This window comes from Alsobacter sp. P4_H11, assembly GCF_056400925.1.
The window spans coordinates 137,458-152,925 of sequence record NZ_JBFUKI010000006.1; the positions used below are offsets into that span (position 1 = coordinate 137,458).

The window sequence follows — 15,468 nt, forward strand, 5'->3', positions numbered from 1 at the left end:
TCGCAGCCCCTAGCTTGCGGCGCAGATGGAGCTTCCCTTGATCCTCGAACAACTGCGCGACCGCTTCCGCCTCGAACTCGGCTCCGTTCTGGCGCTGTCCATCGTGGCGGCCGGGCTCTTCGCCTTCGTGAAGATCGCCGACGAGGTCGTGGAGGGCGACACCCACGGTTTCGACCAGCGCATCCTCCTGGCCCTGCGCACGCCCGGCGACGCCGCCAACCCCATCGGCCCGCCCTGGCTGGAGGGCGTGATGCGCGACATCACGGCGCTCGGCAGCGTCACGGTGCTGAGCTTCATCACGATCGCGGCCATCCTCTACCTCGTGATGGACGGAAAGCGCGGCGCGGCCCTGTTCGCGGCCGTCTCCATCGGCGGCGGCACGCTCCTCTCCTTCGTGTTGAAGATCGGCTTCGACCGCCCGCGCCCGGCCCTGGTGGCCCATCTGGTGGACGTGCACACGCTGAGCTTTCCGAGCGGCCACGCGATGATGTCGGCGGTGGCCTACATCACGCTGGGCGCGCTGCTCGCGCGGGTCAGCTCCAAGCGTCGCGTCAAGGCCTTCGTGGTCGCGCTCGGCCTGTTGCTGGCCGTCGCCATTGGCTGCAGCCGTGTCTATCTGGGCGTGCACTGGCCCACGGACGTGCTGGGCGGCTGGGCAGTCGGCTGCGCCTGGGCGATGCTGTGCTGGCAGCTCGCGCGCGTCCTGCAGCGGCGCGGGGCGGTCGAGCAGCCCCCCGAAGAGCAGCCCGCCGGATCGGCCACAACCTGAGATTGCGTTTCCGTCCGGCTTGGTAAGAAACAGGTAAACAATCGTGGTTACCAAAGGGTGGAGATCCATTCCGAGGCTCCGCCATGACGACCGTCTCCGAGTCTTCCCAAACCGCCCCGGCCGGCTCCGACGCCCCCGTGATCGCGGCCTCCGCCGCCCCTGAGGTCCGGCCCGAGCCCAAAGTCGAGCCCAAGCCCGAGATCAAGCCCGAACTCGCCAAGGCGACCGTCCAGGAAGTGCCGAAAAGCGTGATCGCCGCGCAGACCGCCCTGATGCGCGCTCGCGCCAGGGCGACCGCCGCCCACGTCAACGCCTCCTCGGCCCGGCGCTACGCCCCGCTTGCGGCGGGCGTCGCGGTGGCGCTCGGCGTCGGCGCCCTCGCGGGCGGGTTGGTGTCGCACAAGCTCCAGAATCGCGCGCTTGCGGCCGCCCATCACGAGACCGAGCAGGTCCGCTCCGTTCTCGCGATGACGCAGTGGAAGGGAACCGGCGCCGCCGCAAACCCCCGCGACGCCCAGAAGCTCGCCTCGGACCTGCGCGGCCTGCGCGCCGCCGTGGACGTCGTGAAGGCGTCGGTGGACCGCACGGCCGGCTCCGACGAGATCCGCGCGCTGGAAAAGCGCGTCGCCGCGCTGCGCGACAGCCTCGAGAAGTCCCGCGCCGAAACCGCCGCCGCCGTGGCGCAGATCGGCGCCCAGGCCGAACGCGCCAAGGCTGACTCGGCCGGCGCCCTCGCGCAGGTCGCGGCCCAGATCGCCCGGCTCGAGCAGTTCGAGCGCGAACCGGCCGCCCGCATCGCCGCCATCGCCGAGAAGCTCGACCGCGCCGATCGCCTCGATCGCCAGCGCGATCCCGTCACGACCGCGTCGATCGCGCCTGCGCCGGCCCCGGCCGCCGTCGCGCCGCCTCCGCCCGAAGCGCCCGTCGTGGCCGCCAAGGCTCCCGCCAAGCCCGACGCCCTGAAGGGCTGGTCCGTCCGCGGCGTCTTCAACGGCATCGCGCTGCTGGAAGGCCCCGGCGGCCTCTACGAGGTCGCCCGCGGCGACGTCCTCCCGGGCATCGGCCGCATCGACGCCATCGAGCGCAGCGGCAAAGCCTGGACCGTGCAGACCAGCAAGGGCGTGGTCGGAGGCTGATCGGCCCGCACGGTGGCGGGTCCCCTCCCGTCATTGCGAGCGCCAGCGAAGCAATCCAGCTGACGCCGGGCCATAAAGCTCGCGCCTCTACCGGCCTCTGGATTGCTTCGTCGCTTCGCTCCTCGCAATGACGGCGAGGCGCGCGGCCCATCTCAGGCCGTCGCGGACAGCCCATAGGCGGTGCGCACGGCGCCCCAGTGGCGGCCTTCCACGAACACCGGGGAGCTCACTTCCTGGACGACGCCCGCGAAATCGGACGCGTAGGAGTGGATCAGGCAGGGCCTGAGATTGCGGGCGGCCGCCAGCCCGGCGCCGTCGTTCAGCATGCGGCCCGGCAGGCTGCGGGCCTCCGGCGCGCGGCCGCGGGCGACCACGCAAAAGCCGTTGCGGTCAACCAGAAACGCCGCGAGAGGCAGGGGATCTTCGCCGCACTGGGCGTCGATGATCGGGTCCAGCCCTTCCTGCAGCACACTCAGATGCATCAGCCCGAAACGGGGCGGATGCGCCCCGGGCTGGGCGATATAGCTGGTGTCGAACAGGTCGGCGGGCGAAATCCAGCCCTCCAGCAGCAAGGCCTCGTAGCGGCGCGCCACCGTCTCGGCGAGCGCGCCGGAGCGCACCCGCAGCGGCGCATAGCTTTCGGTGAGGCGCGCCAGCAGCTCGCGCAACGCGGTGCGTGAGCCTGCGTCGGCGTTCTGGATGCGCAGCCCCAGGCCGTTGCGCTTCACGGACGCGATCCGGGCTTCGAAACGCCCGAGCCTCGGCGCTTCCAGGATCACGGCCTCGCCGACCGCGTCCAGCAGCGTCTCGTCCGTATGCACGAAGGCGCCCTCGGGCGAGACGTTTCCGGTCTGCACCGGGATCACGCGTCCGCCGACATGGAGCTTCGCGTCGATCACCACCGGCAGGCGGTCCGCGATGGTTTCCTGGTTGTCGGTCTGCCGGACCAGGATCGAAGCGTTGTCGCTGAGCTGCGCGATCGTGATGTCGGTCTTTTCCGAAGCCTGGTCGGCCGCGCCGGCAAGCACCACGGCCTCGTCGCCCAGGGCGTCGATCCGCAGCGCCTCCATGTTCACCTCCTCGGCGAACTGGGCCGCCTCGGCGGCGCTGCGGCCGATCTCGGTGGTGGTGGCGACCTGGACGGACACGGCCTCCACCACGGTCGCGAAGCTGTCGCGCAGGTCGCTGATCGCGAGACCCAGCGTCGAGACGTCGTCGATGGAGGTCAGCGCGCTCGCCCGCACCTTGTCGATCGTGGACGCGATGCGGTTGGTCGCCTCCTGGGTGGCGATGGAAAGCGCCTTCACCTCGGAGGCCACCACCGCGAAGCCGCGGCCGGCGTCGCCGGCCCGCACGGCCTCGATGGTGGCGTTCAGCGCCAGAAGGTTCGTTTGGCGGGCGATCGAGGCGATCAGGTTCACCACCTGGCCGATCTCGGCGACCGAGTCGCGCAGCTGCCCGACGCCCTCGCTCGCCCGCCGGGCGCGCGACTCGGCGGCGTCCACCGTCACGCTGGATTCGCCGATGCGGCTGCTGATGGTGTGGCTCGCGGAGGCGAGGTCGCGCAGCGCGACCGAGATCGCGCCCGAACTGTTGCGGGCCGCCTCCGCCATGCCGGCGAAGGATTGCGCCCGGCCGCGAAGCCGCTCCAAGAGCCCAAAGGCGTCGCGCAACTTGCGGCGCAGCTCGAAATTGGCCTCTCCGACCTCGCGGACGTTGCGGAACACGTCGGCCTGCATCAGCCGGATCGTCTCGCTGGCGTCGCGAACGGGCGGCTCCGCCGAACGGGTCGTCGGCTGCGGCTCCGCCACCGGGGCGATGCCCGCAACCTCGGCCTTGGCGGCCGCCCCGACGGATTTGAACCAGAAACGCATCAACGGACCCTGTACGGACACCCGGATCATGGGTCGGAAAAGTTAAGCCTTCGGCACAACTGGTGAAGAAAGTCGCTCAACTTATACGAGCGATTATCCGCGACGCGCGCAAGAGTATAGAATTCGATTGCGCACAACTTATCTGCTGATGACATCGACCTCCGTCAGGCGAAGCGTCAGCATGGCAAGCTTGCGTCCAACGGATCAGCGGCCGCGGCAAGAACATCGCGCTTCGTCGACTTTCTGATCCCGACGCCGATTCATGTCCGCCCGTGCGGGATCCGCCTGCGCCTGCCCCGACCGTCAAACGCGGACGCCCGCGAGCGCGGTGGACCCGACGCTCGTTTGCGCCGTTATATCCTGGAATGGATCGAGGCGAGCAGGAGGGGAGCATGGACCGTGTCACCGGGGGATGCCTGTGCGGCGACGTTCGCGTCGAAGCGACCGGAAACCCCTACCGGGTAGGCCTGTGTCACTGCCTCGACTGCCGCAAGCACCACGGGGCGCCGTTTCACGCGTCCGCGATCTACCCCGAAACCGCCGTCACGGTGACGGGCGAAACCCACGACTTCAAGGGCCGCCACTTCTGCCCGCGCTGCGGCTCCTCGGTCTTCGCCCGCTCGGCCGACGAAATCGAGGTAAGCCTCGGCGCGCTCGACGCGCCAAGCCGGTTCGCGCCGACCTACGAGCTCTGGACCATCCGCCGCGAGAGCTGGCTCCCCTCCTTCGGCCTCGCCAGCCGCCATGAACGCGACCGCGAAAACGACAGCCGCCATGAAGGCGACGTCATTCGCCTCAAGACCTGACGCACGCTGCGCATACGCCCCATCATCAACACGCCTCGCCGTCATTGCGAGCCGGATGCGAAGCAATCCAGTCTAACTGCCCGGCGTTTAGCTGGATTGCTTCGCTCCGCTCGCAATGACGGCAGCGGAACCACGGCCTTAAAGGCCCGCCGAAATCGCGAAAACCTCTCCTCCGTCATCCCCGGCGACCTGCGGAGCAGGTCGGGAAGGGGATCCAGGGCCGCCGCGCTCACCCCTGGATCCCCTTCCCGGCGCTGCGCGCCGCCGTGGATGACAGTAGGTTGCCCCACCATCGCCGCGCCTCGCCGTCATTGCGAGCCGGAGGCGAAGCAATCCAGTCTAACTGCCCGGCGTTTAGCTGGATTGCTTCGCTCCGCTCGCAATGACGGCAGCGGAATCACGGCGGAGCATCGCCGAGGGGCACACCGTCATTCGCAATAGCTCGGTCAGTTGCGGTCGTCGTTCAGCCACGGGATCGCGGTGGCGTCGATGCCTTCTTCGGCGAGCGCCTGGGCCTCCTCGGCGGAGGCTTCGCCGTAGATGGCGCGGAAATCCGTCAGGCCTTCGTGCATGCGGCGGGCTTCGGTCGCGAAGCCGCGACCGACATTTTCGGCGTTGGCCTTGATGTGCTCGCGCATGCCGGCCAGCAACGCCCGGAACGCCATATCGCGTTCGCTCAAGAGCGCGACAGGCCCCGCCCCGCCCGGCGGCGGCCCGCCCGGGGTGGCGGGAGCCTCGGCATCGCTCGCCTCCGGGGCCGGCGCGGCGGCGGGGCGATCGGTGCGGGCGACGCTCGGCGCCATGATCTGCTTGGCGACCTTGGCCGAGCCGCAATGCGGGCACTGCACCAGCCCGCGCGCCGCCTGGTCGTCAAAGGACGCGCCGTCGCGAAACCAGCTCTCGAAGGCGTGGCCGGTTTCACACGCGAGGGCGTAGCGGATCATCGGGGGTCTGAAGGGTTGCGGGAGGCCGCCGCGCCGCGCCGTCGGGCGCTCACGCGATCCGGGCGCGGGGCGCGGCCCCGGCGAGCTCGACCCGGAACGTGCGCGTGTGCTGCAGGGTCGGGATGCGGCCCCGCGCGTCCGCCACCAGGGCGGGGTCGATTTCCGCCATGATGACGCCCGGCTGGTCGCCGGCTTCCGCCAGCACGCGGCCCCACGGGTCGACGATGATGGAATGCCCGAAAGTCTCGCGCCCGTCCTCGTGCAGGCCCGCCTGCGCGGCAGAGATCATGAACGAGCCGGTCTCGATCGCGCGGGCCCGGTGCAGCACCACCCAATGCGCCTCGCCGGTCTGGCGCGTGAAGCAGGCCGGGGCGGACAGGAAGTCGGCGCCGGCCTCGGCCAGCGCCCGGTACAGGTAGGGGAAGCGCACGTCGTAGCAGATCGACAGGCCGAGCCGCCCGCCCGGCAGGTCGGCCAGCACGGCGCTGTCTCCGCCCGTGTAGGTGCGGCTCTCGCGCCAGCTCTCGCCATTGGGCAGGTCGACGTCGAACAGGTGGATCTTGTCGTAGCGCGCCTCGATCTCGCCGGTCGGCGCAATCAGGAAGGCGCGGTTGGCGATCTTGCCGTCGTCGCGCAGGATCGCGAGCGAACCCGCATGGATGTGGATCCCGAGCTCGCGCGCCAGGCCCTGGAAGGCCGCCAGCATGGGGTCGCGGCCCTCCGGCGCGATGGACGCGAACAGGCCGTTGCGGTCCCGGTTCACGGCGTTTGACATCTCGGGGGTCTGCACATAGCTCGCCCCAGCCGCCGCGGCCTCGCGGATCAGGCCGGCCGCCTGGTCGATGTTGGCGGCCGGATCGACGCCGGACCGCATCTGCGCGCAGGCGGCGATAAAGGGGGTGCGGCTCATGGCGGGTTCTCGCGTTGGGGACGCTTCAGGATTTCAGGCGGCCAGCAGCGTGTCGAGCTTGCCGGCGCGCTCCAGCGCATAAAGATCGTCGCAGCCGCCCACATGCTGGTCGCCGATGAACACCTGCGGCACCGTGGAGCGACCGGCGCGCTGCGCCATCGCGGCCTGGCCGTCGCGGTCGGTGGTGACGTCGATCTCCTCGAACTGCACGCCCTTCTGGCGCAGCAGATCCTTGGCGGAGTGGCAGTAGGGGCAGTACGACTTCGTGTAGATGGTGACGGCGGACATGCGGAAGCTCCGGTAGCGCGTTCGTCCCGCCTATATAGTGGCGAGCCCGCGCGAATTCCAAGCGCCGCGCCATGCGGTCAGGCAGGCAGGCAGACGCGCGCGAAGGTGAGCACGTCCACGGCCTCGGCGCCGCCGCGCAGCAGGGCCCGCGAAGCCGCGTTGGCGGTGGAGCCCGTGGTGTACACGTCGTCCACCAGCAGCACGCGCCGGCCCTCGATGGCGAGCTTGCCCGCCTCCGTGACCGCGAACGCGCCCTGCAGGTTCTCGGCGCGCTCGTTGCGGGTAAGGCCCACCTGCGAGCGCGTGCGCCGCCGCCGCTCGAGCGCGTCCGGGACGAGCTCGGCCCCGCTCTCCTGCGCGACCGCGGCGGCCAGCGCTCCCGCCTGGTTCATGCGCCGGCGCCACAGGCGCGTCCAGTGCAGCGGCACGGGCGCGATCACGGGCCCGTCCGCCAGCAGCTCGCGCCCCGCCCGCGCCATCCAGCGCCCCATCATGGGCGCGAGGTCCATGCGGTCGCCGTATTTGAGCCGGTGCGCGAGCTCGCGCCCGACCGCGTCGTGGCGCATGGCCGCGCGGGCGCGCGCGAACACGGGCGGGTCGCCGGCGGCCGCGAGCGAGATCGCGCCCGGGCCCATGTCCACCGGGAAGGGCGCGCCCAGGCGCTCGCAATACGGGCGCTCGATCCAGGGCGCGGCGCGCCAGCATGGCGGGCATAGCGCGTGCGCCTGCGCGAGGGCGCGCCCGCACGCGACGCAGCCGGGCGGGTAGAGCACGTCCACGGCCGCGCGCAGCCCGGCTCGCGCCAGCGCGGTGGAGCGCACCCAGGCGCGCAGGCGCACGGTCGGAGGCGCGGGCGAAGGCGCTGGCGGGGGCGCTTGCTCATCCATGCGCCCGAGCCTAGGCCCGGGCGGGCCTGCAACGCACCACGCGTTTGACGCGGGGGCGCCCGCGCCCCATAACCCGCCCGCATGAGCGCGCCGCCCCGCCTGTTCGACCGCGACCTCGCCCGCATGCGCCTCACGCGGGCGCTCGCCGGCCCGGACCCGCACGGGGCCGCGTTCCTGCTCCGCCGCGCCGCCGAGGACCTGCACGAGCGCCTGGACGCGGTGCTGCGCCGGTTCGAGCGCGCGGTCGACCTCGCGGGCCCGCTCCCCTACGCGGCGGAGGCGCTGGCCGCGAGCCCGAAGGTGGGCGCGGTGACGCGCGTCACGCCCCTGCCCGAACCCGCCGACCCGCGCTGGACCACGCTGGCGGGCGACGAGGAGGCGCTCCCGCTCGCGCCCGAAAGCGTGGACCTGATCGTGAGCCTGCTCACGCTCCAGGGCGTGAACGACGTGCCCGGCGCGCTGGCGCAGGTCCGCCGCGCGCTGCGCCCGGACGGGCTCTTTCTCGGGTGCATGGTCGGGGGCGCGACGCTCACGGAGCTGCGCCAGGCGTTCACGCAGGCGGAGAGCGAGGTCGAGGGCGGCGCGAGCCCGCGGGTGTCGCCCTTCGCGGACGTGCGCGACCTGGGCGCGCTGCTGCAACGCGCCGGGCTCGCGATCCCGGTCACGGACACGGACGCCTTCGTGGTGCGCTACGCCGACCCGCTGGCGCTGATGCGTGACCTGCGCGCGATGGGGGCGACCAACGCACTCACGGCCCGCCGGCGCACGCCCTTGCGCCGCGCCACGCTGGTCCGCGCGCTCGAGATCTACGCCGACCGCTTCTCCGACCCGGACGGGCGGGTGCGGGCGACGTTCGAGTTGATCTGGCTGAGCGGCTGGGCCCCGCACGAGAGCCAGCAGAAGCCGCTGCGGCCGGGCTCCGCCCAGGCCCGCCTCGCCGACGCGCTGGGCGTGCCCGAGAGGCCGGCGGGCGAGAAGCCCGGCGAAAGCTGAGCGCGGGCTTAGCCCGCCCGCGAACATCAGCCCGCCTGCGGGCCCTAGCCCGCCTTGCAGGCGCCGATGAACGCGTTCGCGCCGGCGCGCAGCTGCATGACGTCGGTGCCTAGCGACACGAAGTCGTAACCCATGCGGATCACGTCCGCGCCCTTGGCGCCCGTGGTCACGAACGTGCAGGCGGCCTTGCCGTGCGCCTTGCAGCGCTGCGCCACATGGGCGAGCGCGGAATCCACCTCGGCCGCCATCGGGTTCACTGATTTGCCGTCCGAGAGCGCGATCGAAAGGTCGCCCGGGCCCACCAGCACGCCGTCGATCCCGTCCACGGCCAGGATCTCGTCGATGGCGGCCAGCGCCGCGCGGGTCTCCACCATCGCGATCGTGGCGGTCAGGCCGTTGGCCTGGGCGAGATATTCGGGAGCCGACAGCCCGCAGACGTTGAGCGCCACGGCCGGGCCCCAGCTGCGTTCCCCCAGCGGCGGGTACTTGGTGAAGCTCACCAGCGCCCGCGCGTCGGCGGCGGAGTTCACCATGGGGGCGATCACGCCGGCCGCGCCGGCGTCCAGCACGCGCGACGCGGTGGCGAACTGGCCGACCGGGATGCGCACCAGCGCGGGTTTGCCGGCCAGCGCCACCTGGGCGATGCCCTGCACCACCGAGTGGAGGTCGACGAAGCCGTGCTGCATGTCGAGCACGACGCTGTCGAAGGGCTCGGTCGCCACCATGCCGGCGACCAGCGGATCCGGCAGGCCGACCCAGCCGGTGAGCAGGCCCGAGCCCGTGCCTTTGCCGAGGCGTTGCGTCAGGGAGGCGAAGGCTGGATTGAGCGGCATGGCGTTTCCCCTGGCCGACCTGGCGCCGGCGCTTTTGCGGCGGCGCGCCAACATGGGCGCCGCTTCGGGGACCGACACTAGGGTGGGCCCGGCCAAAGCCGCAACCCGGCCGCGCGACATGGCAGCCTCGGCGTCAGCGCAGCAGTGGGGTGCTCACTTCAAGGAGGCTCGGTCTCCGAAGTGCGTTCCTTCTCCCCCCGGGAGAAGGTGGCCCGAAGGGTCGGTTGAGGGTCTAGAGGCCGGGCCGGAGGCTCCTTGAGCCTGAATGCCCGACGTCAGTCCCTCATCCGTCAGCTCGGCTGACACCTTCTCCCGGGGGGAGAAGGGGCGCGCCTTTGGCTGAGTTGATGTCAGGCGCCGTCCTGGACCTGCTGGACGGCCTTGGCCATCATCTGGTTCATGGCGGTGCGGATCTCGGTTTCGGTGGCCTTGCCGCCGAGGTCGCCGCTGACCTTGCGATAGACGTCCTCGTCGCCGACTTCCTCGAAATCGGCCTTCATGACTTCGCGCGCATAGGCTTCGGCGTCCGGTCCGGTCTTGCCGAGCTTTTCGGCGACCCAGAGGCCGAGCAGCTTGTTGCGGCGGGCGGTGGCCTTGAAGCGCAGCTCCTCGTCATGGGCGAACTTGCTTTCGAAGCCCTGCTCGCGCTTGTCGAACGTCGTCATCATGTCCCCTCTCGGTTGGGCCCGGCGCGTGCCGCCGTCGCCGAATCTCGCCTCGATATAGCTACGCGCCGGCTCAGGCGCCAGTCTCCGACGAGGCCGCCCGCGGCTCGCGTCGCAGCTTCCGTCGCGGCGTTCCTGGCGCCGCTCCGGCTTGCGTTGCGGCGCACACGGGGCCATATACGCCCTGAACGCGGACAGCCTCGCTGATCGCCCGGACGCTTAGGCGATCGTCGCAGCAGGCCGAAAGGCCGCAACATTGTGCTGGCGCCCCCGATAAGCTAGTTTGCGGGCGCGAGCGCGAGGCGGGTCCGATCCATATCCGCCCGCGTACTACGTCGCGGACGATCTCCCCAGGAGCCCGGCCGTACCCATGGATTTTCTCAAGACACGGTATACGCCGATGAACCGCCGCCGTCGCATCTACGAAGGCAAGGCCAAGGTCCTCTATGAGGGTCCTGAGCCGGGTACGTTGATCCAGCACTTCAAGGACGACGCGACCGCCTTCAATGCCAAAAAGCATGAGGTCATCGACGGCAAGGGTGTGCTCAACAACCGCATCTCCGAGTACATCTTCCAGCACCTGAACGACATCGGCGTGCCGACGCATTTCATCCGCCGGTTGAACATGCGCGAGCAGCTCATCCGCGAGGTGGAGATCATTCCGCTCGAGGTCGTCGTGCGCAACGTCGCGGCCGGCTCGCTGGCGACCCGCCTCGGCATCGAGGAAGGCACGCAGCTGCCGCGCTCGATCATCGAGTTCTACTACAAGAACGACGCGCTCAACGACCCGATGGTTTCGGAAGAGCACATCACGGCGTTCGGCTGGGCCACCCCCCAGGAGATCGACGACATCATGGCGCTGGCCATCCGGGTCAACGACTTCCTGTCCGGCCTCTTCCTGGGCGTCGGCATCCGCCTCGTCGATTTCAAGATGGAATGCGGCCGCCTGTGGGAAGGCGACCTCATGCGCATCGTGGTGGCGGACGAGATCTCGCCCGACAGCTGCCGGTTGTGGGACATCAAGTCCAACGACAAGCTCGACAAGGATCGTTTCCGTCGCGACCTCGGGGGCCTCGTGGAGGCCTATACCGAAGTGGCGCGCCGCCTCGGCATCATCACCGAGAACGAGCGCGTCGGCGCCGGCGGCCCGAAGCTTGTGCAGTAGATTTTTGCAACTCGAAGTAGAAAGCCGCCTCCGGGCGGCTTTTTTCTTAACCAAACGTTCACATGATAACTGATTCCCGTCAGCACACCTTTTGGTAATGATTGCTATCTGTTAAATGTCCATCCAGTTCGCGTTTCGTAACTGGAAGGTCCTTCCGATGGCTTCGACCCCTCGCCCCCTGCCCGCCGGCCCCACCCTGATCAGCGTCGCCCATGCGGGCGGCCAGGGGAAAACCACGGTCGCGCAGATCCTGTATCTCGCTTCCAAGAAGCTCGGCCAAAGCTACGGCCTTTATGCGGCCGACTTCACGGACGAGTCCGGACGCTCCAAGCTGGGCAAGCTCTACCCTGATCGGGTCACCGAATTCGGCGTCGGCGCCTCGCTCACGGCCGCCAGGACGGAAAACAACGCCAATGCGGCTTTGCGCTACTGGGACAAGATCGGCCCGCTGTTTCTCGAGGGCAACGCGATCGTCGATCTCGGCGCCAACGTGATCCAGAGCGTGGTGGCTTGGGGCGCGGACCGGAACCTCGCCGGCCTGATGGAGAAGAAGCACGCTCCCAAGGTCGACCTGTTCTGCGTCTGCAAGGCCCAGAAGCACGCCTTTGACGACATCGCCAACCTGATCGAGACCGTGGTGGCCAGGAAGCCCTTCCGGCTCAACCGCATCTTCGTGGTCAAGAACGAGATCGGCGGCTCCTTCGAGGGCGCGGGCTTCGAGGCCGGCCTGAAGATCAAGTTCCCGGACCAGGACCTTATCTTCGTGACCTTGCCGGCCTGCCAGGCCGAGATCTGGCCCGCCATCGAGCGGAACGGCGCTTCGCTGGAAGCCGTGCTGGAATCGGACGAGGACCAGCTCATGGAGATGCTGGACGTCGACCTGTGGACCGCCTCCTCGGGCCTCGCCGAGGTGAAGTCCTGGTTCGACTTCGTGCTCCGCACGCTCAAGGACGCGGACGTCTTCACCCGCCGCGAAGTCCGCCTCGCGACCTCCAAGGCGTCGTGACCAACTAGGGCTTTGATGCCGGGCACACCCTCCCGTCATTGCGAGCGAAGCGAAGCAATCCAGCCTGGAAGCCGGGCTATTAGACTGGATTGCTTCGCCTCCGGCTCGCAATGGGGGCGATGCGCTTTGGGGTTGCGCGGCCGGTATGCCCGGCGAGGTCGTCAGAACTGGCGCGTCACCATCATCTTCTTGATCTCCGCGATGGCCTTGGCCGGGTTCAGGCCCTTGGGGCAGACCTTCGCGCAGTTCATGATGGTGTGGCAGCGGTAGAGCCGGAACGGGTCTTCCAGATTGTCCAGGCGCGCGCCCGTGGACTCGTCGCGCGAGTCGATCAGCCAGCGATAGGCCTGCAGCAGGGCGGCGGGGCCGAGATAGCGGTCGCCGTTCCACCAGTAGCTCGGGCACGAGGTCGAGCAGCACGCGCACAGGATGCACTCGTAGAGGCCGTCCAGCTTGTGCCGGTCGTCGGGCGACTGGCGCCACTCCTTCTCGGGGCTCGGGCTCGTGGTCTGCAGCCAGGGCTCGATGGAGGCGTGCTGGGCGTAGAAGCTCGACAGGTCCGGCACCAGATCCTTGATCACCGGCATGTGCGGCAGCGGGTAGATCCGCACCGCGCCCTTGATGTCGTCCGTCGCCTTGGTGCACGCGAGCGTGTTGGTCCCGTCGATGTTCATCGCGCAGGAGCCGCAGATGCCCTCGCGGCAGGAGCGCCGGAAGGTCAGCGTCGGGTCGATCGTGTTCTTGATCCAGATGATCGCGTCCAGCACCATCGGGCCGCAGTCGTCGCGGTTCACCCAATAGGTGTCGATGCGCGGATTGCTCTCGCCATCCGGGTCGTAGCGGTAGATGCGGAACTCCGTCAGCCGGTTGGCGCCGGCCGGCTTCGGCCAGACCTTGCCGTCGACCGGCCGGGAGTTCTTGGGAAGGGTGAGCTGAACCATGTGACGCAGTGCTCCCTTAGTACACGCGAGCCTTGGGCTCGATGTACTGGACGTCGTTGGTCATCGTGTAGGTGTGCACGGGCCGGTAATCGAGCGAGACCGCGTAGTTCCGCTCGTCCACCCAGGCCAGCGTGTGCTTCATCCAGTTCTTGTCGTCACGATCCGGGAAGTCCTCGCGCGCCTGTGCGCCGCGCGACTCCTGCCGGTTCAGCGCGCCTTCCATCGTCACCACCGCCTGGGTGATGAGGTTCTCGAACTCCAGCGTCTCGATGAGATCGGAGTTCCAGATCATGGAGCGATCCGTGACCTTGATGTCGGCGGCGCCGCGCCAGACATCCGTGATCAGCTGCTTGCCCTCGGCCAGCACCTCGCCGGTGCGGTACACCGCGCAGTTGTTCTGCATGGTGCGCTGCATGCGCTCGCGCAGTTCCGCCGTGGAGGTGGAGCCGTTGGCGTAGCGCGCCTTGTCGAGGCGCGACAGCGACAGCTCGGCCGAGTTCTTCGGCAGCTCGGAGTGCTTCTCGCCCGGCGTCACCAGCTCGGCGGCGCGCAGGCCGGCCGCACGGCCGAACACCACCAGGTCGATCAGCGAGTTGGAGCCCAGCCGGTTGGCGCCGTGCACGGACACGCAGGCGGCTTCGCCGAGCGCCATCAGGCCGGGCACCACCATGTCGGGGTTGCCGTTCTTCAGCGTCAGCACCTCGCCGTGGTAGTTCGTCGGCACGCCGCCCATGTTGTAGTGCACGGTCGGCAGAACCGGGATCGGCTCCTTGGTGACGTCCACGCCCGCGAAGATCTTGGCGCTTTCCGAGATGCCGGGCAGGCGCTCGTGCAGGATCGCGGGGTCGAGATGGTCGAGATGCAGGTAGATGTGATCCTTGTTCTTGCCGACGCCGCGGTCGGCCCGGATCTCCATCGTCATCGCGCGTGAAACCACGTCGCGCGACGCCAGGTCCTTGGCGGAGGGAGCATAGCGCTCCATGAAGCGCTCGCCCTCGGAGTTGGTGAGGTAGCCGCCCTCGCCGCGCGCGCCCTCGGTGATCAGGCAGCCCGCACCGTAGATGCCGGTGGGGTGGAACTGCACGAACTCCATGTCCTGCAGCGGCAGCCCGGCGCGCAGCACCATGGCGTTGCCGTCGCCCGTGCAGGTGTGGGCCGAGGTGGCCGAGAAATAGGCGCGGCCGTAGCCGCCGGTCGCCAGCACGGTAAGGTGCGAGCGGAAGCGGTGGATGGTGCCGTCGTCCATCTTCATCGCGACGACGCCGACGCAGCGGCCTTCCTCGTCCATGATGAGGTCGATCGCGAAATACTCGATGAAGAATTCCGTGGAGGCGCGCAGCGCCTGGCCGTAGAGCGTATGGAGGATGGCGTGGCCGGTGCGGTCGGCCGCCGCGCAGGTGCGCTGGGCGGTGCCTTTGCCGTATTCGGTGGTCATGCCGCCGAAGGGCCGCTGGTAGATCTTGCCTTCCTCGGTGCGCGAGAACGGCACGCCCCAGTGCTCGAGCTCATACACGGCGGCGGGCGCGTTGCGGCACAGATACTCGATGGCGTCCTGGTCGCCGAGCCAGTCGGACCCCTTCACGGTGTCGTACATGTGCCAGCGCCAGTCGTCCGGCCCCATGTTGCCGAGCGAGGCCGAGATGCCGCCCTGCGCCGCCACGGTGTGCGAGCGGGTGGGGAACACCTTGGAGATGCAGGCCGTGCGCAGGCCCGCCTGCGAGCAGCCGACCGTGGCGCGCAACCCCGCGCCGCCGGCGCCCACCACCACGACGTCGAAGGTGTGGTCCGTGATCGGGTAGGCCTTGCCGTTCAGCGAGGGAGCGGCGGTTCCGTTGGTGGGTCCGGCCATGGTTCAGGCTCCAAAGCTCAGCTTGAGGATCGCGAACGCGCAGGCGAGGCCGGTCGCGATCGAGAAGAAGGTGTTCAGCACCAGGAGGGCGATCTTCGGCACGTCCTCGTGGACGTAGTCCTCGATGATCACCTGCATGCCGATGCGCATGTGGCTGACGCCCGCGCCCACGAACAGCAGCATCATCAGGGCGACGAACGGGTTGCCGAGCAGCCGGCGCGCAGCATCGTAGTCCTTGCCGGCCGCCAGGATGACGACCACCACGAACACGAGCGTGAGCGGGATCAGCGCCACCGCGGTGACGCGCTGCTTCCAGAAGTGCTCGGTGCCCGCGCCGGCGCTGCCGAGGCCGTGCACGCGCTTGTAGGGCGTCTGGATGGAGAATTTTCCGAAGACCGACAT

Annotated in this window: 16 protein-coding genes; 6 read left to right on the forward strand and 10 right to left on the reverse strand. The window is 69.4% G+C overall.

All coding sequences use genetic code 11. The features are described 5' to 3' along the window. The first annotated feature begins 37 nt into the window (after positions 1-37). Together AC1DSZ_RS12170 and AC1DSZ_RS12175 are read left to right on the forward strand one after the other, a co-directional pair. A complete protein-coding gene (locus AC1DSZ_RS12170) occupies positions 38-769 on the forward strand; it encodes a phosphatase PAP2 family protein (protein WP_476838632.1) in 732 nt (243 codons plus the stop codon). An 83-nt stretch (positions 770-852) separates the two neighbouring features. Continuing rightward, positions 853-1,905: a hypothetical protein gene (locus tag AC1DSZ_RS12175; RefSeq protein ID WP_476838633.1), complete on the forward strand. Its 1,053-nt coding sequence runs from the start codon at positions 853-855 to the stop codon at positions 1,903-1,905. Between the two features lie 152 nt (positions 1,906-2,057). Here the strand turns inward: AC1DSZ_RS12175 and AC1DSZ_RS12180 are convergent, their stop codons facing one another. Then, the gene (locus tag AC1DSZ_RS12180; RefSeq protein ID WP_476838634.1) at positions 2,058-3,779 is read right to left on the reverse strand and encodes a methyl-accepting chemotaxis protein; all 1,722 of its coding nucleotides are present in this window, start codon (positions 3,777-3,779) and stop codon (positions 2,058-2,060) included. A 392-nt stretch (positions 3,780-4,171) separates the two neighbouring features. Here AC1DSZ_RS12180 and AC1DSZ_RS12185 point away from each other — a divergent pair, with 392 nt between their 5' ends. Further along, the gene (locus tag AC1DSZ_RS12185) at positions 4,172-4,585 is read left to right on the forward strand and encodes a GFA family protein (protein WP_476838635.1); all 414 of its coding nucleotides are present in this window, start codon (positions 4,172-4,174) and stop codon (positions 4,583-4,585) included. A gap of 446 nt (positions 4,586-5,031) precedes the next feature. Here the strand turns inward: AC1DSZ_RS12185 and AC1DSZ_RS12190 are convergent, their stop codons facing one another. The 4 genes from AC1DSZ_RS12190 to AC1DSZ_RS12205 all read right to left on the reverse strand — a co-directional run bounded on the left by AC1DSZ_RS12190 (position 5,032) and on the right by AC1DSZ_RS12205 (position 7,614). After that, positions 5,032-5,529, reverse strand: coding sequence for a DUF1178 family protein (locus tag AC1DSZ_RS12190; RefSeq protein ID WP_476838636.1), 498 nt, complete (start codon positions 5,527-5,529; stop codon positions 5,032-5,034). A 49-nt stretch (positions 5,530-5,578) separates the two neighbouring features. After that, complete coding sequence (locus tag AC1DSZ_RS12195; RefSeq protein WP_476838637.1) at positions 5,579-6,439, reverse strand: carbon-nitrogen hydrolase family protein; 861 nt, start codon at positions 6,437-6,439, stop codon at positions 5,579-5,581. A 33-nt stretch (positions 6,440-6,472) separates the two neighbouring features. Beyond that, the gene (gene grxC / locus AC1DSZ_RS12200) at positions 6,473-6,727 is read right to left on the reverse strand and encodes a glutaredoxin 3 (protein ID WP_476838638.1); all 255 of its coding nucleotides are present in this window, start codon (positions 6,725-6,727) and stop codon (positions 6,473-6,475) included. 77 nt (positions 6,728-6,804) lie between these two features. Then, positions 6,805-7,614 (reverse strand): ComF family protein, encoded by an 810-nt coding sequence (locus tag AC1DSZ_RS12205; protein ID WP_476838639.1) that lies wholly within the window; start codon positions 7,612-7,614, stop codon positions 6,805-6,807. Positions 7,615-7,695: 81 nt separating this feature from the next. On the opposite strand from AC1DSZ_RS12205, the gene AC1DSZ_RS12210 reads away from it, so the two are divergent. Beyond that, positions 7,696-8,607, forward strand: a complete 912-nt coding sequence (locus tag AC1DSZ_RS12210) for a methyltransferase domain-containing protein (protein ID WP_476838640.1) — start codon at positions 7,696-7,698, stop codon at positions 8,605-8,607. 44 nt (positions 8,608-8,651) lie between these two features. Here the strand turns inward: AC1DSZ_RS12210 and AC1DSZ_RS12215 are convergent, their stop codons facing one another. Further along, positions 8,652-9,440, reverse strand: coding sequence for an HpcH/HpaI aldolase family protein (locus tag AC1DSZ_RS12215; protein WP_476838641.1), 789 nt, complete (start codon positions 9,438-9,440; stop codon positions 8,652-8,654). 350 nt (positions 9,441-9,790) lie between these two features. After that, entirely contained in the window at positions 9,791-10,105 is a 315-nt protein-coding gene (locus AC1DSZ_RS12220; protein ID WP_476838642.1) for a DUF1476 domain-containing protein, read from the reverse strand. A gap of 370 nt (positions 10,106-10,475) precedes the next feature. Here AC1DSZ_RS12220 and purC point away from each other — a divergent pair, with 370 nt between their 5' ends. After that, positions 10,476-11,270: a phosphoribosylaminoimidazolesuccinocarboxamide synthase gene (gene purC, locus AC1DSZ_RS12225; RefSeq protein WP_188520032.1), complete on the forward strand. Its 795-nt coding sequence runs from the start codon at positions 10,476-10,478 to the stop codon at positions 11,268-11,270. A gap of 157 nt (positions 11,271-11,427) precedes the next feature. Next, a complete protein-coding gene (locus AC1DSZ_RS12230) occupies positions 11,428-12,276 on the forward strand; it encodes a hypothetical protein (RefSeq protein WP_476838643.1) in 849 nt (282 codons plus the stop codon). A gap of 161 nt (positions 12,277-12,437) precedes the next feature. Here AC1DSZ_RS12230 and AC1DSZ_RS12235 read toward each other — a convergent pair whose 3' ends face one another. Genes AC1DSZ_RS12235 through sdhD form a run of 3 tightly spaced genes read right to left on the reverse strand, consistent with a single transcriptional unit; the run spans position 12,438 to position 15,468 of the window. Further along, positions 12,438-13,217, reverse strand: coding sequence for a succinate dehydrogenase iron-sulfur subunit (locus tag AC1DSZ_RS12235; RefSeq protein WP_476838644.1), 780 nt, complete (start codon positions 13,215-13,217; stop codon positions 12,438-12,440). A 16-nt stretch (positions 13,218-13,233) separates the two neighbouring features. Beyond that, complete coding sequence (sdhA, locus tag AC1DSZ_RS12240; protein WP_476838645.1) at positions 13,234-15,066, reverse strand: succinate dehydrogenase flavoprotein subunit; 1,833 nt, start codon at positions 15,064-15,066, stop codon at positions 13,234-13,236. 3 nt (positions 15,067-15,069) lie between these two features. Next, entirely contained in the window at positions 15,070-15,468 is a 399-nt protein-coding gene (sdhD, locus tag AC1DSZ_RS12245; RefSeq protein WP_476838646.1) for a succinate dehydrogenase, hydrophobic membrane anchor protein, read from the reverse strand.